At 65.1% G+C, this 20,865-nt stretch carries 15 protein-coding genes; 10 read left to right on the top strand and 5 right to left on the bottom strand.

Annotated elements, in window-relative coordinates; all coding sequences use genetic code 11:
• Positions 1-31: 31 nt before the first annotated feature.
• Positions 32-1,597 (bottom strand): aminotransferase class III-fold pyridoxal phosphate-dependent enzyme, encoded by a 1,566-nt coding sequence (locus ABFE16_07020; protein MEN6345043.1) that lies wholly within the window; start codon positions 1,595-1,597, stop codon positions 32-34.
• A 196-nt stretch (positions 1,598-1,793) separates the two neighbouring features.
• Between ABFE16_07020 and ABFE16_07015 the strand changes: the two genes are divergently transcribed.
• Genes ABFE16_07015 through ABFE16_07005 form a run of 3 tightly spaced genes read left to right on the top strand, consistent with a single transcriptional unit; the run spans position 1,794 to position 5,716 of the window.
• Positions 1,794-3,182: a hypothetical protein gene (locus tag ABFE16_07015; GenBank protein MEN6345042.1), complete on the top strand. Its 1,389-nt coding sequence runs from the start codon at positions 1,794-1,796 to the stop codon at positions 3,180-3,182.
• Positions 3,183-4,253, top strand: a complete 1,071-nt coding sequence (locus ABFE16_07010; protein ID MEN6345041.1) for an amidohydrolase family protein — start codon at positions 3,183-3,185, stop codon at positions 4,251-4,253.
• Complete coding sequence (locus tag ABFE16_07005; protein MEN6345040.1) at positions 4,250-5,716, top strand: FGGY family carbohydrate kinase; 1,467 nt, start codon at positions 4,250-4,252, stop codon at positions 5,714-5,716. The genes ABFE16_07010 and ABFE16_07005 overlap by 4 nt, the downstream gene beginning before the upstream one ends.
• 12 nt (positions 5,717-5,728) lie before the next feature.
• On the opposite strand, the gene ABFE16_07000 is transcribed toward ABFE16_07005, so the two are convergent.
• The gene (locus ABFE16_07000; GenBank protein MEN6345039.1) at positions 5,729-6,748 is read right to left on the bottom strand and encodes a stage II sporulation protein M; all 1,020 of its coding nucleotides are present in this window, start codon (positions 6,746-6,748) and stop codon (positions 5,729-5,731) included.
• A gap of 80 nt (positions 6,749-6,828) precedes the next feature.
• Here ABFE16_07000 and ABFE16_06995 point away from each other — a divergent pair, with 80 nt between their 5' ends.
• Entirely contained in the window at positions 6,829-7,620 is a 792-nt protein-coding gene (locus tag ABFE16_06995; protein ID MEN6345038.1) for an RDD family protein, read from the top strand.
• 31 nt (positions 7,621-7,651) lie between these two features.
• On the opposite strand, the gene ABFE16_06990 is transcribed toward ABFE16_06995, so the two are convergent.
• Entirely contained in the window at positions 7,652-8,656 is a 1,005-nt protein-coding gene (locus ABFE16_06990; protein ID MEN6345037.1) for a M56 family metallopeptidase, read from the bottom strand.
• 4 nt (positions 8,657-8,660) lie between these two features.
• The gene (locus tag ABFE16_06985; protein MEN6345036.1) at positions 8,661-9,104 is read right to left on the bottom strand and encodes a BlaI/MecI/CopY family transcriptional regulator; all 444 of its coding nucleotides are present in this window, start codon (positions 9,102-9,104) and stop codon (positions 8,661-8,663) included.
• 265 nt (positions 9,105-9,369) lie between these two features.
• Between ABFE16_06985 and ABFE16_06980 the strand changes: the two genes are divergently transcribed.
• Positions 9,370-11,772, top strand: a complete 2,403-nt coding sequence (locus ABFE16_06980; GenBank protein ID MEN6345035.1) for a DUF5060 domain-containing protein — start codon at positions 9,370-9,372, stop codon at positions 11,770-11,772.
• Between the two features lie 39 nt (positions 11,773-11,811).
• Positions 11,812-14,415 carry a hypothetical protein gene (locus tag ABFE16_06975; GenBank protein ID MEN6345034.1) on the top strand — a complete coding sequence of 868 codons (2,604 nt, stop codon included), beginning with the start codon at positions 11,812-11,814 and terminating at the stop codon, positions 14,413-14,415.
• 27 nt (positions 14,416-14,442) lie between these two features.
• On the opposite strand, the gene ABFE16_06970 is transcribed toward ABFE16_06975, so the two are convergent.
• A complete protein-coding gene (locus ABFE16_06970) occupies positions 14,443-15,120 on the bottom strand; it encodes a hypothetical protein (GenBank protein ID MEN6345033.1) in 678 nt (225 codons plus the stop codon).
• Positions 15,121-15,390: 270 nt separating this feature from the next.
• Here ABFE16_06970 and ABFE16_06965 point away from each other — a divergent pair, with 270 nt between their 5' ends.
• The 4 genes from ABFE16_06965 to ABFE16_06950 all read left to right on the top strand — a co-directional run bounded on the left by ABFE16_06965 (position 15,391) and on the right by ABFE16_06950 (position 20,818).
• The gene (locus ABFE16_06965; GenBank protein ID MEN6345032.1) at positions 15,391-16,656 is read left to right on the top strand and encodes a sugar-binding protein; all 1,266 of its coding nucleotides are present in this window, start codon (positions 15,391-15,393) and stop codon (positions 16,654-16,656) included.
• A 55-nt stretch (positions 16,657-16,711) separates the two neighbouring features.
• A complete protein-coding gene (locus ABFE16_06960) occupies positions 16,712-16,879 on the top strand; it encodes a hypothetical protein (protein MEN6345031.1) in 168 nt (55 codons plus the stop codon).
• Positions 16,880-16,953: 74 nt separating this feature from the next.
• Positions 16,954-18,081, top strand: a complete 1,128-nt coding sequence (locus ABFE16_06955; protein ID MEN6345030.1) for an alanine--glyoxylate aminotransferase family protein — start codon at positions 16,954-16,956, stop codon at positions 18,079-18,081.
• 100 nt (positions 18,082-18,181) lie between these two features.
• On the top strand, positions 18,182-20,818 hold the full coding sequence (locus ABFE16_06950; GenBank protein ID MEN6345029.1) for an FAD-linked oxidase C-terminal domain-containing protein: 2,637 nt from the start codon (positions 18,182-18,184) through the stop codon (positions 20,816-20,818).
• Positions 20,819-20,865 lie beyond the last annotated feature (47 nt).

Below are 20,865 nucleotides of genomic sequence, written 5' to 3'. Positions count from 1 at the left end.
CCACGGTCGGTAGTGAGGCGGCAAAGTGAGATCAGTTTCCGGGCCGACGCAGGGACTCCTCCATCCGGTCGAGGACGAAATCCACCGTCCGGCGGCAGGCGAGCAGGGGAAGCTTGGTGAGAGCTACGGGCGGGCAGTCGGCCTTGTAGGTCTGGGCACTGGCATCGAGCCCCTTCTCTCCGAGACGAGAGACGAAGCTTCGCGCCTCCGTGAGATCATCGAAGGCCAGCGCGCCCAGGTGACGCAGACCGCAGAAGCCCTGGATCCGGTCGCGATGCCGGTCGGCGAAGTCGGTCAGGCGCTCCTGGTAGTAGTCGCCCATCTGCCGGGTGACCTCGGAATTGGCAAGCGCCCAGCGCATGGTCACGAGGTAGGCCAGCGAGGCGATCTCCTCCTGGCCGTTGGTGACCAGTGCCCCGAACTGGGGCAGATCGTCCATGCTTCGCGAGAAGACCAGTCGCGAGGCAGCGTACTCGCCGCCGGGCATCCCCTTGCCGAGGATCACGAAGGACGGCTTGAGGTCGTACTCGCGGAAGAGGAACAGACTCGGTGCCCAGAGGCAGGACTGGATCTCGTCCACGGCGACCGGCACATCGTGAGCGGCACAGAGGCTGTAGGCGTGGTTCAGGAACTCACGGGTGAGCAGGCGTGCCCCGTAATTCATCAGAACGATCTCATGGAAGAAGCCCGCGAGCTTGTAGGGTGGCTGCTCGTAGCGGGCAAAGGCGGCGTCGAGGTCCTCCAGGTGATTGGGTCGGACGGCGCAGACCTCGAAGGCGCCCTGGTTGCGAAGGGCCTGCAGGAACTCGGGCCACATTCCGCGCAGAAGCTGCGTCAGGACCGTCGTCCCGTGGTAGTTGGCATGGAGGCCGCCGTCGTCATTGCCGAGCACCAGGAACACCGGTGTGCGGCCCTGGTAGAGAGGCGCCGGCACGTCGTCCTGACTCCGGAAGAACCGGGCCAGCATCATCTTGAGGGCGGCCTCGGCGGCCAGGCTGCCGGTCTCGAGGTTCAACACCCCGTTCAGGACGCCGGGCTGAGTCGAGGAGAGCGTGGCCTCCAGCCCGGAGGCATCCTCCGGTGCAAGGCCGTTGGCCGTGCGAACAAGCTCCTGCTCCAGCAGCCGCGTGATGTGCCCCCGGGTGTTGTTGTGCGTGGCGTTCGGGATACCTAGACGACGCGCGATATCCAGGAGCCGGTAGCCGGGGAAGCTGTGACCCACGGGCGTGTGGTAGTGCTCGCTCTTGGTGGTCAGGTACAGGCGGCCGTCTTCGCCGAGACGGTAGAACCCAAAGCCGGTCAGCGGGGCCATGGAAGTATGGGTGGCCCGCACGAAGTCGGAACTGGTCGCACCCGGCGCCGAGGTCAGCGGAGTGGGACGCAGGAGCGTTCCCACCGAGGGCAGACGGTCAAGAAGCCGCGCATGGAAGTCGGCGGGGTACAGGCTCACGGGAGTGGTGGCCACTGCTCGCAGATCAGCCAGGCTTTCGCCGCTGAGCAGCGACCGAGCCTCGCAGACAGCCTCGAGGTAGTCCTCTCCCACCAAGTCAGCGAGAGACAGCGTAACGTCGACGAAGGGGCTTTCGGTAGCAGGCATAGCAGACCACTCCCGGTGTGATGCGCGGACAGGGAGGTATGATGCGGCGAGGAAGGAGAGATTGTCAAGTTCGGGCGCCGGTGGAGGGTTGGGAGCACGGCCCGGCGAAACAGCGATTTCGTGTCGTGTGGAGAGCCGGTGGGCCGCAGTATGCCCGGGTTACCGCTACCGGCTCCGCTGAAGGAGGCCTTGCCCAATGACGTCGCCAACCCTTGGCCTGTTGCCGCTCTACATCGCCCTCTATGACGAGGTGGTCCCTGAGCGTCGTCCGCACATCGAGGCTTTCTACGAGCGCATCGCTCAGGAGCTTGAGAAGCGAGGGCTGAAGGTCCTGCGCACGAAGCCCTGCCGCTTGGAGCCGGAGTTCTCGGCCGCCGTGAAGCAGTTTGAGGCGGAGGGCGCCGAAGCCCTGGTCACCCTCCATCTGGCCTACTCGCCGTCGCTGGAGTCCGCGGCGGTCCTGGCGGCCACGAAGCTGCCGATCCTGGTGATGGACACGACCGAAGCGCTGTCCTTCGGGCCTGACCAGGATCCCGACGAGATCATGTACAACCACGGCATCCACGGTGTGCAGGATCTGTGCAACCTGCTGCTGCGCCACGGCAAGCGCTTCCACCTGGAAGCAGGGCACTGGGAGCAGTCGCCGGTGCTGGACCGCATCGCGCAGTGGGCACGCGCGACGCACCTTGCAGCGCGGTTCCGGAACTCGCGCGTCGGGATTCTCGGTGAGGCTTTCCGTGGCATGGGCGACTTCGCCGTCCCCGCCGAGAAGCTAGCGAGGACCTTCGGTATTGAGGTCATCGACTGGGACGCCGAGCTGGTCACGAGCCTGGTGCCCTCGGAGGACGACCCCGCAGTCCAGCAGGAAGTAGCAGAGGACCTGGCGCAGTGCGAGGCCGTCGATCTCGACCCGGCTGCACACCTGCGCGTGGTCCGTGCGGGCATGGCAGTGCGTCGATGGGTGGAGCACGAGCAACTGACGGCCTTCACCGTCAACTTCCTGGCCGTGGACAAGGCCAGTGGCCTTCCGACGATGCCCTTCATGGAGGCCGGAAAGGCCATGCAGCGGGGCATCGGCTATGCCGGCGAGGGCGATACGCTGACGGCTGCCCTGGTCGGCGCGCTCCTGGATGCGTACCCGGAGACGACCTTCTGCGAGATGTTCTGCCCCGACTGGTCCGGCGGGACCATCTTCCTCAGCCATATGGGCGAGGTCAATCCGTCGCTGCTGGCCGGCAAGCCGGAACTGACGACGAAGCCCTTCAACTGGACCGATGTGGACGACCCGGCGGTCGCCGTAGGGTGCCTCAAGGGCGGAGAGGCTGCCATCGTGAACCTGGCGCCACTGGCAGAGGGTTACCGGCTGATCGTGGCACCGGGAAAGATGGAGGCGGTGGAGAAGGATGCCTTCGCCGGCAATATCCGCGGCTGGTTCCGTCCCAAGGGTTCCGTGGGTGATTTCCTCGCCGCCTACAGCCGGGCCGGGGGAACACACCACTCGGCGCTCGTCTATGGAGGCTGCCCCGGGGACCTTTGCCGCTTTGGCGAAGTCCTCGGGTTCGACGTCCTTTGCCTGGGAGAGTGAATGATGACTGACCAGGAACGCTATGAGCAAGTTGACATGCCCTTCTACCGCGCGGAGATCGCGCCGGTGCTTCCGCCGCGGGTACTGGACTTCCACGTGCACACGTCCGAGCCCGAGCATCGCCGGACTGTCCCCTGGAAGACCGATGCGCCGGGCGCCAAGTACATGGTGACCACCGAGGCCTACCCGGTCGACGACCTTCTGGCCGACAGGGCGCGCCTGTTCCCCGATCGGCCCTATGGGATCGTGTGCTTCGGCTGGGCGGGGCCGAGTTCCGACGTAGAGAAGACCAACGCCTATGCTTCGAGGCTTGCGGCCCAGAAGGACCTGTATCCGCTGCTTCTCGCGGGCAACGGCCTTGTGCCGGTGGAGGACCTCAGGCGTGGTGTCTGTGAGGACGGCGCCTTCGGCTACAAGGTCTTCATGGACTGGGTCGGCGACAACTATGGCGACGTGACCATCGAGCACATGTTGGGGACTGCGGAGAGGGAACTTGCCGACGAGCTGGGTCTTGTGATCTTGCTTCATGTGCCCCGGGCAGGGCGACTTGCCGATCCGGTGGTTCAGGAGGGCGTCCGCGACCTGGCCTGCAACCACCCGAACGCGCGGATCGTCCTGGCTCACTGTGGTCGCTGCTACCTTCCCGACGAGATGGCCCGAGCGGTGGATAGCGTGGCAGACCTGGACAACGTGTACCTGGACACCGCGATGGTGATGGACCCGACGGTGCTGCAGATTGTCCTGGAGCAGATCCCGTCGAGTCGCCTGGTGTACGCTACCGACCTGCCCATTGCCCTGATGCGCGGGCGCCGCGTCTACGTCATGGACCACTGGGTGGACATGGTGCTGGAGGGCTATCCCGCGAGCGCCTACCGGATCGCCTCGGAAGGAATCCGCGCCAGCTTCATGGTCTACGAGATCATCCTGGCCATCCGCCGGGCCGCTGAGCGCTCAGGCCTCACCGAGTCCGAGATGCACGGTATCTTCTACGACAACGGTATGAGTCTGCTCGAGCATGTCCGCGACGGTCGGCAACTGGCGGAAGTCGAAGCACGCCGGAGTGCCTCATGAGCCCGACCGTGGGCTATCTCGGGGTAGACCTGGGAGGTTCCGGGGCCAAGGCCGGGGTCTTCAGCGACGCCGGCGAACTCCTGGGCTTCGGGCAGGTCTCCGTGCCGATCCAGACCACTCCCGATGGGCACAGCGAAGTGCCGATTGAGGAGGTCTACGAGGCAGCGCGGGAGGCGTCACAGAGAGCCATCGCTCAGGCTGGTGTTCGGATCCGCGCCCTATCAGTCGCCTCGCAGGGCCAGACCTTCGTCTCGCTCGACGCGCAGGGCCGCCCGCTGCATCCCGCCATCCTGTGGTACGACAGCCGGGCAGCCGAGCAGGCTGAGTGGCTGTCGCAGCGGATTGCGCAGGTCACCGGAACCGAACGCAAACCGGTCGTCCAGGCGATATCGACGGGGCCCAAGATCCTCTGGCTGCGTGAACATGCTCCCGAGGTCATGGCACGGGCAGACCGCTACCTCCTTCTTCCCGATTACCTCTCGTATCGCCTGACCGGCACCCCAGCGACCGACGGCAACACCGCGATGAGCACCGCCCTCGCCTGCGAGGATGCGCAAGGCTACTCACAGGCGGCGCTGGAGGCGGCGCAGATCCGTCCGGAGCAGTTGGCACAGATCGCACAGCCCGGAGAGCCCCTGCGGGACGTGCTGCCAAAGGTTGCTGCGGAATGGGGTCTGGAGCCCGACACGCTGCTAGTGTGCGGGACGAATGACCAGTATGCCGGAGCTCTTGGCGCGGGGAACAGTGCCCCGGGGATCGTCTCCGAGACCTCGGGGACCTGTCTGGCGCTGGTGACGCTGAGCGAGCGATTGCCGGACCCGTTACCTGTGGGATTGCTGGGCGGACGGTTCCCGATCCGACGCTACCAGTTTGCCCTGGCCTATGCCAAGACCGCCGGACTGGTGCTGGACTGGGTGCAACGCGAATTGAGTCCCGGACGCAGTCACCACGAGCTGGACGAGTTGGCCGCCGCTGTGCCGCCGGGAAGCCACGGCCTGACGGTGCTGCCGCACTTCGACGGGACCGTCTCGCCTCGTCCTGATCCGGCCGTGCGCGGGGCCTTCGCCAACCTCAATCTAGGGCATACGCTGGGCGATCTGTACCGGGCGGTGCTGGAGTCGCTGACCTTCAGCCTGCGGGAGAACCTTGAGCTCATGCAGCGCAGCGGCTTCACCCTCGAGCGTATCCGGTCGATTGGCGGTGGCGCTCGCAGTGACCTGTGGCTGCAGATGAAGGCGGACGTGACAGGGCTGCCGGTGGATCGACCAGCCTGTACCGAAGCCGCCACGATGGGTGCTGCGATGCTGGCGGCCACAGGCGCCGGGGCCTTCGCGAGCATCTCGGACAGCGTGGAAGTGTTCTACCACACCGAGCGGACCTTTGAGCCGTGCCGGGGGATGGCGGAGGAATACGAGCCGGCCTACCAGCGCTACCAGGACCTCTGGCGGCGACTGTATCCCTAGGGTCAAGCAGGTCTAGCCAAGGGTCTCGGCGGCCTCGTCGCTGCCCCAGAGGCGATCGCCGAAGAACAGGTACAGCCAGAAGGCGGCACCGAGGGTCAGGCCGAAGAGGATGCGGGGCAGATCGGCGGCGAAGAGCCCTTGTGACTGCGGGCTGATGAGCCCCTCGATCAGACCGGCGACTACGAACATGGGGATCGTGCCGAGAACAAGCTTGACCGCCTCCAGGGCGGCCACACGCAAGGCATCACGACGGGTGTAGTCCCCGGGGTCGACGAGGGCATAGCCGATCATCAGCCCCGCCGCACCGGCGATGAAGATAGCGGATAGCTCAACCACTCCGTGGGGCGCCACAATCGCGGTGAACAGGCTGAGCTTGCCCGCGTTGGCTCCGGTACCGAGGAAGGCTCCCAACATCAGGCCATTCATCGTCAGGACAAAGAGCGTCCCGAGCCCGAGCGAAAGCCCGAAGGCAAAGGCCTTGAGCGCGACCTGGAGGTTGTTGCTCATCAGGAACCCGGCGAACTCGGGTGCCCCCATGCCCTTGGCGGATTCGGCGAAGTAATCCCCGGCGTGTGTGGAGGACTGGGCGAAGTCGCGCCACCACTCCACCGCTGCGGGGTTCGTGAGAGCTGGAGCCCAGCGTGGATCGGCTCGGACGGCGAGATAGGCGAGCAGCACCGCCAGCAGCGAGACCCCGACGGAGGCGGCCAGGTACCGGGCCTGCCGTCGGAAGGTACGGGGTATCTCGCATGCGAATAGGTACCCCACGCGGAAGCGTCGGGTCGCACCACCGGCATAGATTCGGGCGTAGGCCCGGGAGACAAGCTGGTTCAGGTAGCCGAGGGTCTCCGAGTCGAACTGCCCGGTGCGGGCCTCGGAGAGGTTCGTTGCAGCCCGTCGGTACAGCCGCCCCAGTTCGTCGATCTGTGCAGGCGTGAGCGAGGACAACCCGGAGCTCTCGACGACGTCGAGAAGCTCCGAGAGCCGCTCCCAGTGGGGACGGTTCAGATTGAGGAAGTAGCCGGCACGCATCCTGTGACCTGCACGTGTGAGTTGTCGGATCGGTTGAGCTTGTCCGGCACAGACCGGGAGACAGTAGCTGCGTAGGTGAAATGCAGGAAGACCACGTCGTCTTCGAGACGCCTGAACTGGTCCGCATCGACCTTGAGCTTGCAGGAGTAGGCTCGAGGTTCCTCGCGGGTGTCGTCGACTCCTTGCTTCAGGCGCTGGTGATCCTCGCCCTGGGTCTTGCGCTGGGCCTGTTCCGAACCCTCATGACCGGCGATACCACGCGCCTGCTCATGAGCGGCGGGATTCTGCTGTTCTCCTCGCTCCTGATCATCATCGCCTACTACATGATCTTCGAGCTGACCTGGGGTGGGCAGAGTCCCGGCAAGCGCATGGCCGGACTCCTCGTCGTCCGAGATGATGGCGGCCCGATTGGCCTCACTGAGTCAGCCGTGCGCAACATCCTGCGGATCGTGGACCTGCTCCCTGTGTACTACACCATCGGGATGATCTCCATCCTGGTTACGCGCAAGTGCAAGCGCCTCGGTGATCTGGCCGCCGGGACGATCGTGGTGAAGGTCCGCCGGTATGAGGCCCCGGAGGCAGTCGAACCGGCCGAGAGCACCCCGGCGGTACTCGAGCAACACCAGGACCCGCTGGTGGCCCAGGCGATGCTTCATCTTGCTTCGCTCAGCCCGCAGGAAGTCGATACGCTGCGCCGGTTCATCGAGCGGCGCGACGAGCTCACTGAACAGAGTCGACGTCAGGTTGCCGAGCGCATGGCGGAGGGACTCCGGCACCGATTCCCGGCCTTGCAGCCCCAGGACGTGCCAGACGCCGAGGTCTTCCTTGACGTCCTGTGGCGTGCGTGGCAGGCGAGCCGGACTGCCCGGTAAGGGCTGAAGCGTAGAGCACCGGAGACAGGGGTTAGGTGAGGACCTGGACCAGGGATTCGGCCAGGCAGCGGAGAGTGTCGGTCACCTGCTGCAGCGTGGCGGCCATGGTAAGGGCCAGGACCGCGAGGGCGCCCAGCACCAGCGCCGCGCCGGCAAGAGAGAACCCGCCGGCACGTGCGGGAGGCCGCGCTCCGAGCGTGGTCAGGCGCGCTGCCCGCCGTCGAACGTCTGCAGCGGCATGCTTCCCGCGATAGGAGACCGAGGGCAGAATCCGTTCGCGGGCGATCTCCTCGGCAACGCTCGCAAGCTTCAGAATCGCGGAGGATACGGTCGCCGGGGTCACCTTCGCTGCGGCCTGGTCATCGCAGGCGCGCTCGATCTCCTCGCGGTAATAGCGCAGGTACAGGTGAGCCGTGGGCACGTAGATCAGACAGGTCATGGCCGCCGAGGCGAGTAGATCGAGAAGGTTGTCGCGGCGCTTGAGGTGGGCGGCCTCGTGGGTCAGTGCGGCCTCCAACTCGCTGGGTGCCAGCATCTCGCAGGTTCCGGTGGTTGTGACGATGAGGGGTCTGAGGAGGCCGATGGTTGCCAGGAAGGCCTGCGGGTAGTCAACGGTGACCACAGTGGACTGGGTGGCCGAGGCGAACCTGCGCACGGCCTCTCGTGAGCGCCAGGCGCCCAGTACGAGGCGAATCAGGGCTGCCGCATAGACGGCGCCAACCGCAGTGCCGACGAGGCCCAGTAGCCAGGCACCGTCGGGGGTCTGGGCAATCCAGGCAGAACAAAGGTGCGGTCGGATCTGGGTGAGATGGGGTGAGCCGTAGGGGTCGATGAGCAGGCTGTGCAGGCCGACGGCGGCTCCGACGAGGCCGGCCAGAAGAGGCAGCTGAAGCGCACAAAACCAAACCGCCGCGCGAGAATCTGCGCGGCGTGGTGGTATGGACTCGGCAATTGCAAGGGCAGGGAGGTACACCAGTAGACTGAGGGTCGTGGCGACGGCGGAGACCATTACCATCGCCACGAGCGTCGTCGTCACGCGTTCAGTCCTGCCTCTCCTGTCGCTTGCGCTCGATGATCTCTGCCAGGGAAGCCAGCTTGTTCGGGTCGGAGTTGCTGAGGGCCTCCACAAAGTAAGACATTGTGGGCTCAGCAAAGGTTGCCAGAAGTCCGTCGATCACTTGCTTGGTTACCGTCGAACTCAGCTCACTCCGGCTAACCCGGGAGGAGTAGTAGTAGGCCTTGCCTCGCATCTCGCGGGCCAGCAGCCCCTTCTTGTTGAGGCGGCTGAGGGTGGTCATGATGGTCGTGTACGCGGCATCCTTGCCATGCGTCGCCAGTGCCGACCGTACATCCTCTACGCACACCGGTTCCTTGGCCTGCCAGATGGCATCCATGACCTGGGCCTCAAGGGCTCCCAGGGTCTTTTCGAGGCCGTCCTTGCGAGGTCTGAAAACCGACACCCGAGGCGTTGACCGGTCACTCATACTTCCCATCTCCTGCAGCCGTCCGTGGTGGTGTGCCCGTAGACCGGCTCGTTTCCCCTGTCACTGGTTCTGACGTCACAGTCGCACGGAAGTTTCGTTAAGTTACTACTTATTATAGTAGTTCGCGCCCGCGTGTCAATAGACCGTCAGCCACTCTGTGGCAGCCGCTCTTGCCTTGAACCTTTCAGAGGGCTGGTTGTCCTTATGCAAGAGTGTGCGCGAGGGGTGGCTGCGTGCGGACGAAACTAGGTCGGGAGGCCCCTACATGCCCCTCTGCTCGAGACTCGCCTGCCTTGCGCTCTTGGCCTGCGTGGCCGTTGCCGGTGCTGCCGGCGTCGACGACCTCACCTGGGGTTTCGAGGACCCCGACTCGCCGCTCAACGAGCAGTGGACGGTCTCGCCGCTCGACGGGTCGGCACAGAACGTGCGGGTGACCGACGAGAAGGCGCAATCCGGCACACGGTCCCTGAAGGTCTACGGCACACTTCCGGCGGGTTTCGGGTGCACCTACCTGCCCTGGCAGGACTGGAAGGGCTACACGCGACTGTCCTTCGATCTGTGGGTGCCTGCAAGCGCCGCGCAGCTTGGCGACGCCTTCGACTGCTGGATCTACCTCAAGGACCGCAGCTACTACTGGTACCAGACGCCGCTGCTCAAGGATCCGCGGACCCTGAAGCGGACCGTCAAGCTCCGTGGCGATAGCTGGCAGCACTTCGACCTCGATATCTCGCCCACATCGACGATCTGGCAGCCTGGCGGCCACAAGCATCTATGGGATCTCAACGCTCTCCACCGCCCCCGGGAGTTCGGCCTGCGGTTCTTCGGGAAGAAGCCCTGGGAGGGCGTCGTCTACCTCGACAACGTGACGCTCAGTGGCAGACAGTCTCCGCTGGGCAAGCTCGTCGCCGACAAGCCCGCTGCGAACAGGCCACTGACGATCCTGGCCAGTGCCTCCTCCGTCCCCATCTATGAGAAGTTCGAGCTGACCTTCCCACTGGATGCCCAGTACGAGAACCCCTTCGACCCTGAGATTGTGGACGTCGAGGGGCACTTCGTGGCTCCCTCCGGTGCGGAGATCACGGTCCCCGGATTCTGCTATCAGGAGTACGAGCGCGGGCAGACACCCGAGGGCTATGAGCGCCTGACGCCGGTGGGCAAGCCTTGCTGGAAGGTCCGCTTTGCGGCCAAAGAGGCGGGCGAGTACCGCTACTGGGTGACTATCACGGACGCCCGGGGCAAGGCCACTTCCACGCCGGCGAAGTTCACTGCGACAGTGCCGGTGAAGCCCCAGGGGTATGTCCGCGTCAGCACCAAGGACCCACAGTACTTCGAGTTCGAGAACGGTGACTGGTACTGGCCCATCGGGATCAATATGCGCGATGGTGGGGATGACGCGACCAACCAGAAGGGCACCTACGACTTCGACCTCTTCTTCAAGCGCTTCCACGAGGAGGGGCTCAACTTCGTGCGAACGTGGATGTGCGCTTGGTGGGGAGGCATCGAGTGGAGCGACCAGTACCACTCGCGCTTCGATGGCGTGGGACGCTACAACCTGTATAACGCCTGGCGCCTGGACTACTGCGTGAACCTGGCGCGCCAGTACGACCTGTACCTGGAGATCACCTTCAACAGCCACGGTCAGGCCCGGCGCGACAAGTTCGACGAAGAGTGGACCTACAGCCCCTGGAACACCCGCAATGGGGGATATGTCGCCAGTCCGGCCCAGTTCTTCACCAGTCCCGACGTGAAGCGCGACTTCCGCAACCGGTACCGCTACATCATCGCTCGCTGGGGCTACAGCCGGAACATCATGTCCTGGGACCTGTGGAACGAGGTCGACCTGGTCGAGAACTACGATACCCAGGCGGTGGCGGCCTGGCACCAGGAGATGGCCAAGTACCTCAAGGCCACCGACCCGTGGAAGCACATCATCCAGACGCACATCTGTCTGTTCTGGAGCTTCGGCAACGAGCTCTGGACGCTGCCGGAGATGGAGGTCGTGCAGTCCGACGCCTACTGGGACAACAAGAAGGACGGCCGCAGCGATATGGGGATGCTGCAGTCCTACTCGGGGAAGGTCAATCCAGGCAACAACTTCGAGGCGCTCTTCAAGAAGCCCTTTGTGTTCATCGAGTACGGCCCCAAGACCGCGGAGATACGGGGCCTGAAGCCCGCAGACTGGCGCAATCGCTTCCGGGTCGGACTCTGGACCTCGGCGGTGATGCCCACAGCCGCCTCCAGCATGTTCTGGTACCCGCAGGAGTGGGAGCAGTACAAGCTGTTCCGGTATCAGAAGCCGCTCCAGAAGCTCTTCGCCGGGTATGACCGCCGGGGCCAGTACCTGCGATTGCGCAACGTGTTCGTGGAGGGCGCCGATGCCTTGCGAGCCACCGGCATGGCCAGCGACCGCCTGGGGTTCTTCTATGTACACGACCCGGCTGCCCTTGGCCCCGAGGATCGCAGTGAGATCAAGGACCCCAAGACCGGCGCTGCCGTCAGCGTTCTCGGCATGTCTGCCGGGACGTGGAAAGTGGACTTTGTCGACACTCTGACGGGTGACGTGACCAGCAGCAGCGAGACCCAGGTGGACGCGCAGACCCTGAAGATGCGCTTCGATCTGCCTGCGGTCGCCGATGACCTACTGGTGAGGGCCGAGCGCAAGGAGTAGTGAGACAACCGACCGGGATGCGCGTAGGAGGGCGGGGCCATGAGGATCGCGGTGACGATGGTCGTGATTGCCGGACTGGCACTGGGGGCAGCCGTGGTTGCCCCTGCGCAAGTCTGCAACCTCAGGGTCGTGACGGACGCCTCACCGGACTACTCCGACATGGACAGCATGATCCGCAGCATCACCGGCCGCTGGGAGGCGCCGGCCGACAAGTGCTGGGCACTGTGGTACTGGAACCACCTCGCCCGGCGCCAGACCGCTCCCATACAACTGCACGGCCTGGCCTGCACGGACCCGATCCGCCAGTTCAACGACTACGGGTACACCATGTGCAGCACCATCGCCGGGATCAACTGCTCGATCTGGGACGCGATGGGCTTCGGCACCAAGTACTGGGACATCAGCCTTCACACCGTGCCGGAGGTTGAGTACGACGGTGCCTGGCACATGTACGATAACAGCCTCTCGGCGCTGTACACGCTCTGTGACGGCAAGACGATCGCCGGGGTGCAGGACATCGGCAAAGAAGGTGCCTGCGCTGCCTCGGGCGGCAAGGTCGAGAAGGGGCACATCGCCCGCTATCATTGCCTGACCGCCACCAGCGCCAAGGGGTACCTGACCGGCGCAGACACCGCCCGTGACCTCGACCAGGAGTACCGCTGCTTCAACCCCAACGGCCTCAAGTACCGCTACTACTACTATGACTGGGACCGCGGTCACCGCTACATCCTCAACCTGCGTGACGGTGAGGTCTACACACGCACTTACCGCTCGCTGGGTGATGGGCCGGAATACTACGTGCCCAATGGGGGCAAGGACCCGGAAGCGGTGAACCGGCGCTACCACCTGCGGGGGAACGGTGTGCGGGCTTTCACGCCGAACCTGACCCCGGCGGGCGTGCTGCGGTCCGCACAGTCACTGCAGGGCATGGTCGCGGTCGAGCCCTCCGGCGTGCAGCCTGCCAAGCCCCAGGAGCCCGGGGAGATCGTCTTCAAGGTCGAGGGCGCCAACGTGATCACCGCCCTGACCATCCGCGCTACCCTCCAGCGTGCCACCGAGGACGACCAGGCAGACCTGGCCATCAGCACTACCAACGGCCTCACCTGGAGCCCGGTCTGGAAGAGCAGCGCCACCGGGGAGAACAAGGTCGATCTGAAGCTGGTGGCAGAAGTGAGCGGGGCGTATGAGGTCCTGGTCCGCTGCACCTTGCTGGGACGCAAGGCTGCCTCCGACGCGCGACTGACGCAGATCTCCTTCGAGACGAACACGATGCTGAACTCGAAGACGCAGCCACAGCTCTTGCTGGGTAGAAACACCATCTACGTGGGCGCCGGTGATCCAACGGAATCCATCGTTGTCTGGCCCGATCTGCGGGGGACCAGCTACAAGCCCTATGTGGTGGAGGAGCACAACATGGTCAGCGAGGCCAGGCACCCCGGCTACATGGGGCCGATGCATGCCCAGGAGGCCATGGAGGACGCCTACGTGGTGTTCCGCGTCGATGCTCCGGCTGACATCACCCGGGTCACCTACGGCGGTCGCTTCTACAACCGTGCTCCGCGCTCCCATGTCGATCTGCTTCATTCCTTCGACGGAGGCGAAACCTGGACAAAGACCTACTCGCTCACGGACACGAAGCCGCCCTGGGACGTGTTGCGCTACGAGACGGTGGAGCCGGTACCTGCGGGAACACGGTCGGTCCTGTTCAAGTACCTGCTGAACAGCTCGGCAGCCGGACCTGAGTGCTGCAGCCTCTATTCCGTGCGGATGGAAGTGAACCACAAGGTGGCCGACCCCGGCTTCAAGCCGCTGGAAGTCACCTTCAACTGGAGCGAGCGTCAGGCCGACTACTCTCTGGTTGAGCGCAGTCATACGGAGCTTGTCACGCAGGTCCCCTACCGCTACACCCTCAACGTCGGCGGGGTCGATCATCCGGTCGTGAACTGGCTGCGGATCGCCCGGAAAGAGGCCACCCCGGACACGCACTATGGTTACTCAGACGGCGTGGAGGCGGGCGGAGTACCGTGGCGCTACGACTGGGCCACCTACGGCAGGAACCTGGCCGAGGGCAAGCCCTACACCTGCACGGTGCCCTCCGGCGAACGCTGGGGAGCCAAGGATCCTGACCTGACGCGGCTGACGGACGGCGTGGTCGGAGCACCCTATGCCGGTGGCATCGGCCCCAGTTGTGCCGCGATCTGGGAGAAGGGCCAGACGCCCGATGTGACGGTCGACCTGGGCTCTGTGCAGAGCTGCGCGGCCTTCCGGATCCACGTGAGCGCCGGGTATCCGTGGTGGGACGCCCTCAAGGGCCAGGTGAAGGACACGGTGCAGGTATTCACCTCCACCGATGGCGAGCAGTACGCAAGTCAGGGGTTCTTCGCGCTGAACCTTCGGCGCAAGGACATCCCTATCAACCAAATGATGCCCGACGAGGAGACGGCGACGGGGTACCTGTACGAGTTGGCACCTGAGAAGCCCGTGCAGGCCCGCTACGTGCGCTTTGCGATCAGGCCCCAGCGCTCGATGACCGTCAGTGAGGTGCAGGCGCTCGATGCGGTGCATCATGAGCCCTTCGACCTGCGCATCGCCCTTCCGGACGATGAGGCTCCCTACTACCGGAAGGTAGCGCAGCGCCGGTAGGCACACCTTCGGGACTGGAGGTCGGCGTCAGTCGGCGAACTGCTCCAGGGACTGCTTGAACTTCACGTAGATCTCCTTCCACTCGCCGTAGGCGGCCTTGCTCGGGTAGCGGAAGCCGAAGATATGCCGTGTGTTGAGAGTGGAGTCGAAGGTATCGGCGTAGGATCGCTCATAGGCGCCGTCGGGTCCGGCAAGGGTGACCCAGGTCGTCGTCTGCGAGCCTTCGGCCTCTGTGCTGCTCTCGGTCTTGGCCTCGCCCTCCTTTGCGTGAATCCACTGTGACTCTCCCGACCACTGGGGCGAGAACACGTAGAACTCGATCGACCCGTCAGGCGAGACGAAGGACACGCCGTCGTTCCCTTCGCTGGAAGTCGAGCTCTCCTCGCGAGCCACGACCTCGAAGCTCGCCGGGTACCGCACCTTGAACCAGGCGCCGGTGTAGGTTTTCCAGTCAGTGACGGAGGAGGCCTTCGTGGCCGGCTTTTCGTTCGTGGAGCCACCGGCCGGCTGATCTGTCACCACGTCGGCAGGAGCCGGCTCAGCGTTCTGGACTTCAGGGGACTCCCCGGCAGGGGAAGCAGTGCCCTGGATGACCTCAGCGCTGTTCTGCGCGGGTTGCGGGGTCTCCGTAGTCGTCCGCGGACAGCCGCTCATCAGTGATACCAGTACGATGACAGTCAGCAGGAGCCAGGCTCTGCGGAACATGGTAGCCTCCTCGGGGGTTACTGTAAGGGTGCGAACCGCCGACCTGGCAGGCTGAAGCGAGTCGGTACGGCGCACGAAGCCATCGCCTCCAACCTTCATCACGTGTCCGCCCAACTCCTGCCGGGTGCTTTCTCATGCTCGGCAAACGTGCTATAATCGCCGCGTTTGGCGTCGAATCTGCCTGGTAGTCCGGGGCGGTGATGCGCTGGTCCTTCGGCGCGTGTGGGTTGGCTCCAGGCCTCAGTTGAACCTCCCGGAGGGGGATCCCCTGTGACCACTCTTCGCCTGTTGAAACCGGCGCTCCTACTGTGTTGCACCATGGCCCTCGCAGCGACCGACACCACTACTGCGGTCAAGCTGCCCGTGGCCTTCTGCCCGCGGGTATCCCAGGCGCCGCAGCTTGATGGACGCCTTGATGCGACGGAGTGGGCAGGGGCCGGACGGTTGTCCGACTTCGTGCTGCTCGGTGCGAAGGCGATGCCGCGCTTCCCAACCCACGTCTACGTGATGCACACGGAGCAGGCTCTCTACCTCGGGGCCCAGATGGACGACGATAACCCCTCGGCACTGGTTGCCAACGTCACGAAACGGGACGGCAAGGTGACCGAGGACGACTGCCTCGAGGTCTTCATCGATACCGAGGGCAGCCGGCAGCACTACGCCCACCTGGCCATCAACCCCCTGGGCACCAAGCTGGATGAGTATGACCACGACGTGGCCGAGAACTTCGAGTGGAACGCCGTGGCTGCCGTAACCGCCACCGGCTGGTCGGTTGAGATCGAGCTTCCCTTCGACAAGGGCGTGCCGCCGATTGCGGGGGAAAAGTGGAACCTGACGGTGTGCCGCAACGCCGTGCGTGTGGCCGAGTTGAGCACCTGGTGCCGACACGAGCGAGGCTTCCACGAGCCCCAGGCTTTCGGCGAGATGGTCTTCGGCACTCCCGGCTTGACTGCCCAGGTCGACGATCTTGGCAACCGGCTGCAAGGCGACAACCTGGCGATGGCTACCGTGTACAACACAAGCGATCAACCCGCGGCGGCCAAAGTGAACGTGGTAGTGCTCGGGCGTGACCGCCGCAGTCACTACTTCGGCACCGTCAAGAAGGACATCCCCAATCATGGCCGCGAGCAGGTCTATGTGCCCTACAAGGTGAGGCGCTGTGGACCCGCTACGCTGATGCTCTCCGTGACGGACGCCAAGGGCGTCTCGACCTGGCGCACCGTCGGCTACCCGATCGACCTTCCGGACGTCAGCGACCCGCTGGATGACACCATGAGTGTGATCGCGCTGGCCTGGAAGTCCTGGGCTGCGCTGCCGACGTCTGCGGCGAAGGACAGCCTGAAGGGCGAGCTCGAGGAAATCCAGAAGGAGTGGGGTTACCTCGACGCCCAGATGTCTGACTCCTCCGGCACGCCGCTGGTGCGACTGGCTGCGATCAGCGTGGAAGTGCAGCACCTCAAGGATCGAGCCGAGGCGCTGAAGAAGCGGGTCGACGACGCCGGGCAGGCAACGGCTACCGAGACCGGAGTGGGGTAGACCGCCGCCGACCCGGGAACAGACGCCAGTACCCTCTGACAGAGGCGGTGGACACTTGAAGGGCTTCCTCGCGCTGGCTGTGATCATCGCTCTGGGTGCCGTGGGCTGGACGCTGGGAGAGCAGTTCTCGGTGGCTGACCCTGAGATGGCTCAGCGGTTGGGGGCCGGCACCGGTGTCGTGTTCGGCCTGCTCATCTTCTTTGCCATGAAGACCCAGTCCTGAGTACCTATCCCGAACCTGGCATGCATCCACGGTCTCGTCCCAAGGGCGAGCACCGTGTCTGGAGGTCTGCGCCAATGGCATACCAGCAACTTTCACCGACCCCGCGCCTGCTCATGGGCCCTGGCCCGAGCAACGTTCACCCACGGATCCTGCAGGCAATGGCTCTGCCCTGCATCGGCCACCTGGACCCCGACTTCGTCGCCCTCATGGAAGAGACCAAGGCGATGCAGCGCGAGGTCATGCTCACCAAGAACGAGCTGACCATCCCGGTATCGGGAACCGGCAGCGCCGGTATGGAAGCCTGCGTGTGCAATCTCGTTGAGCCCGGCGACCGCGTCCTGGTGTGCATCAACGGCGTCTTCGGACAGCGCATGGCCGACGTGGCAGGCCGGTATGGTGCGCAGGTCTCGACGGTCGAGGCTCCCTGGGGCGAGGCAATCCCCGTCCAGGCCATCGCTGAGGCCGTGGAGCGCGAGCACCCGAAGGTGGTCGGCATCGTCCATGCCGAGACCTCCACGGGCGTCCTGCAGCCGCTCGAGGAAGTCTCACGGATCGTGCACGACGCCGGCGCCTTCTTCCTCGTTGACACAGTGACTTCGCTGGGCGGACACCCGGTGCGTGTCGACGAGTGGCGGATCGACGCCTGCTACTCCGGCACCCAGAAGTGCCTTGGAGTGCCGCCGGGATTGGCTCCGGTGTCTTTCTCGCCGCGGGCGATGGAGTGTATTCTGGGCCGCAAGACCAAGGTCGCCAACTGGTACCTGGACATGACCATGGTCAGCAAGTACTGGGGCCAGGACCGCACCTATCACCACACGGCTCCTGTGAACATGATCTACAGCCTCCGCGAGGGGCTCAAACTGATCCTGGAGGAAGGGCTGGAGGCGCGCTGGGCACGTCACAAGGCCAACCATGATCTCCTGGTGGCCGGGCTGGCGAAGATGGGTCTCGGCCTGTGGCCCGAGGAGCAGTACTCCCTGTGGTCACTCAACGCGGTGAAGGTCCCCGAGGGCATTGACGAGGCAGCCGTCCGGCAGTATCTCCTCCGCGAGTATAGCCTGGAGATCGGAGCCGGGCTCGGCGAACTCAAGGGCAAGGTCTGGCGAGTCGGCCTGATGGGCTACACCTCCTTGCGCCAGAACGTGGCGCTCTTCCTGACGGCGCTGCAGGAGGCCCTCGCAGTTCAGGGCTACGGCGCTTGAGGCAGCTTCGAGCGGGTTCGTGCGCCGTTCTCGCCACGGGGTATGGTCGATGGGTCCGATCCAGGCGTCACCTTCTGTGCGGTGAGCTATGAGAGTGCCGGTGAAAAACTCGCTACTGTCCGAATTGCGTTCCCTGGTGGGCGCCGACTACGTACTGGAGCGGGACCTCGACCTGTCGCTGTATAGCTACGATGCGACCCTCCTGACGGGCCGCCCCGACGTGGTGGTCCTGCCCGGCAGCACCGAGGAGGTCGCCGGTGTGGTGCGGCTGGCCCGTGAAGAGGGCCTTCCGGTCACGGCCCGTGGCAGCGGCACCAGTCTCTCCGGCGGTCCCGTGCCGACCCAAGGCGGGATCGTTGTCGCCCTCACACGCATGGACCGGCTGCTTGAGGTCGACCTGCCGAACCAACGCGCGGTCGTTCAGCCGGGCCTCATCAACCTCGACTTGGTCAATAGCCTGGAGCCGCGAGGCTTCCTCTTTGCCCCGGACCCCTCCAGTCAATCGGTGTGCACTCTCGGCGGCAATGTCGGCGAGAACTCCGGTGGCCCCCATTGCCTCAAGTATGGCGTAACCGCGAACCACATCACCGGCGTGCAGATGGTGCTGGCCGACGGTGAGGTGCTGCAGGCCGGTGGCAAGGCCCTCGACCCTTCGGGCTATGACCTTCTCGGCGTCATCATGGGCAGCGAGGGCACCTTCGGGATCGTCACCGAGATCACCTGTCGCCTCCAGCCGCTCCCCGAGGCCATCACAACCATGCTGGCGGTCTTCGATAGCCTGGAGGACGCCAGCCGGGCCGTGTCGGGGATCATCGGCGCAGGGCTGCTTCCCGCAACCCTGGAGATGATGGACCAGCCCATGATGCACGCGGTCCAGATGGCCTTCGATGCCGGGTACCCCGAGGAGGCCCAGGCCGTTCTCATCATCGAGATCGACGGTCTGCGGGCGGGGATGGACCGCCAGGTACAGCGCATCGAAGAAGTCTGCACGGCGCACGGTGCCCGGAACTTCGAGTGGGCTACGGATCCAGGCGCCAGGGCTCGCCTCTGGCGCGGACGCAAGGGAGCTTTCGGCGCAGTCGCCAACATCACCCCGGGTCGGTTGTGCTCCGACGTGGCCGTTCCGCGAACCGAGCTGCCGCGGGTCCTGTCGGCCATCATGGACTTGGGGGCCAAGTACAATCTTCGGGTCGGCAATGTCTTCCATGCCGGTGACGGGAACCTCCATCCGCAGGTGATGTTCGATCCGGCAGACCCCGACGAAGTAACCCGGGCGCAGGCCATGGATGAGGAGATCACTCGCCTTGCTGTGCAGGCCGGGGGCGTCCTGACCGGTGAGCATGGCATCGGCTGCTGCAAGCGCAAGTACATGAGCTTGATGTTCCCTGAGGCCAGTCTGCGCGGGTTCTGGGGCCTCAAGGACGCCTTCGACCCAAAGGGCTTGCTGAATCCCGCGAAGGTCTTGCCGGAACGCGACGAGCTCCAGACGCCTGAACCGCCACTGCTGCCTGAGGGTGGGTTTGCGGCTGTTGCTCCGCGTCTGGCACGGACTGAGGGCGGCGCGAGTTACCCTTACGACGCCGAGGCGGCGGCGAAGCTCCTGTCAGTGGCGTCGCGAGAGCACACACGGGTCCTGCTGCGGGGCAACGGGTCGAAACTGGGCGACACGGCGGACACCCCGGTGGTCTGCACCACGGCTATGAACCGGGTCCTCGACGTGAACGCCGAGAACATGACGGTCAGCGTCGAGGCCGGCCTGAGTTGGTCCGACCTCCAGGCCGCGGTTCGGGAGCACGGGCAGGTCGTCCCGCTCTGGCCGCCTCACAGCGATAAGGCGACAGTCGGCGGAGTGGTTGCCACGGACGCGAGCGGACCGTACCGCCTGCTGCACGGGACTTGCCGCGACCTGGTGCTGGGGATGCGCTTTGCCTTGCCCGCAGGAGAGGTGGCGCAGGTCGGCGGTCGCTGCGTCAAGAACGTCTCAGGCTATGCACTGGACAAGCTGATGATCGGGTCGCACGGCTCCTTGGGCTGCATCGTCGAGGTCACCTTCCGCACGCGACCCTTGCCGGAGCATGTGCTGACCCTGTGCCTGGCGCCATCGACAGGCGATGGGACGGCGGCAGTCAGGAAGCTGGGAGCCAGGGTCCTGGCCAGTCACCTGATCCCCTCGGCCTTCGAAGCCCTGTCTGCAGGCCTGTTCCGAAGGGCGGCCGAAGCCTCTGGTACATCGGCGTCCGTGCAGGAGGGCTGGGTTCCCGCCGTCGCCCTTGAGGGGCTGGTCGAAGAGGTGGAGGAGATGACGGCGACGATGACCGAGTGGGCCGCCGAAGAGGGGTTGACGGTCGCCGCTCGCCTGGAGGACGGCGCCCATCAAGCCTTCTGGAAGGCCGTGACCGACCTGTCCGGGGTCCGCGGGCAGTGCACCTGCACAATCGCCGACGTGATGGACGTCGCGGGCGAGTTGCAGCGGGTCTCGGAAGCGGGCACACTGGTACGCGCCGGACTCGGAACCGGAGTCGTGGGCTTTGGCCGGGCGATGCCGGAGGAGGCCGACCTGGAGGCCCTGACGGCCAAGCTCGAAGGATTGGCTTCCTGTCGTGGCGGGGCCTTCCACTGGCTGCCTCCTTTGCGCGAAGGCGCCATGAACCCGCTCCCGCAGGGCCCCTATGCAGCCTTGTGCCGCCGGATCAAGGACACTTACGACCCCGAGGGCGTTCTACCGTCCCTGCCCTGACTTTGATACCATCGAAAGCGCGACGCCTGCCTGCACCGGCGTCCTTG

The sequence above is a fragment of the Armatimonadia bacterium genome (assembly GCA_039679385.1).
In the GTDB taxonomy this organism is placed as follows: domain Bacteria; phylum Armatimonadota; class Zipacnadia; order Zipacnadales; family JABUFB01; genus JAJFTQ01.
This window is presented reverse-complemented; position numbering and strand designations above follow the sequence as displayed.

Coding starts and splice junctions, on each gene's coding strand:
- ABFE16_07020 (MEN6345043.1), bottom strand. CDS start 1,597: ATGCCTGCTACCGAAAGCCCCTTCGTCGACGTTACGCTGTCTCTCGCT.
- ABFE16_07015 (MEN6345042.1), top strand. CDS start 1,794: ATGACGTCGCCAACCCTTGGCCTGTTGCCGCTCTACATCGCCCTCTAT.
- ABFE16_07010 (MEN6345041.1), top strand. CDS start 3,183: ATGATGACTGACCAGGAACGCTATGAGCAAGTTGACATGCCCTTCTAC.
- ABFE16_07005 (MEN6345040.1), top strand. CDS start 4,250: ATGAGCCCGACCGTGGGCTATCTCGGGGTAGACCTGGGAGGTTCCGGG.
- ABFE16_07000 (MEN6345039.1), bottom strand. CDS start 6,748: ATGCGTGCCGGCTACTTCCTCAATCTGAACCGTCCCCACTGGGAGCGG.
- ABFE16_06995 (MEN6345038.1), top strand. CDS start 6,829: ATGCAGGAAGACCACGTCGTCTTCGAGACGCCTGAACTGGTCCGCATC.
- ABFE16_06985 (MEN6345036.1), bottom strand. CDS start 9,104: ATGAGTGACCGGTCAACGCCTCGGGTGTCGGTTTTCAGACCTCGCAAG.
- ABFE16_06980 (MEN6345035.1), top strand. CDS start 9,370: ATGCCCCTCTGCTCGAGACTCGCCTGCCTTGCGCTCTTGGCCTGCGTG.
- ABFE16_06975 (MEN6345034.1), top strand. CDS start 11,812: ATGAGGATCGCGGTGACGATGGTCGTGATTGCCGGACTGGCACTGGGG.
- ABFE16_06970 (MEN6345033.1), bottom strand. CDS start 15,120: ATGTTCCGCAGAGCCTGGCTCCTGCTGACTGTCATCGTACTGGTATCA.
- ABFE16_06955 (MEN6345030.1), top strand. CDS start 16,954: ATGGCATACCAGCAACTTTCACCGACCCCGCGCCTGCTCATGGGCCCT.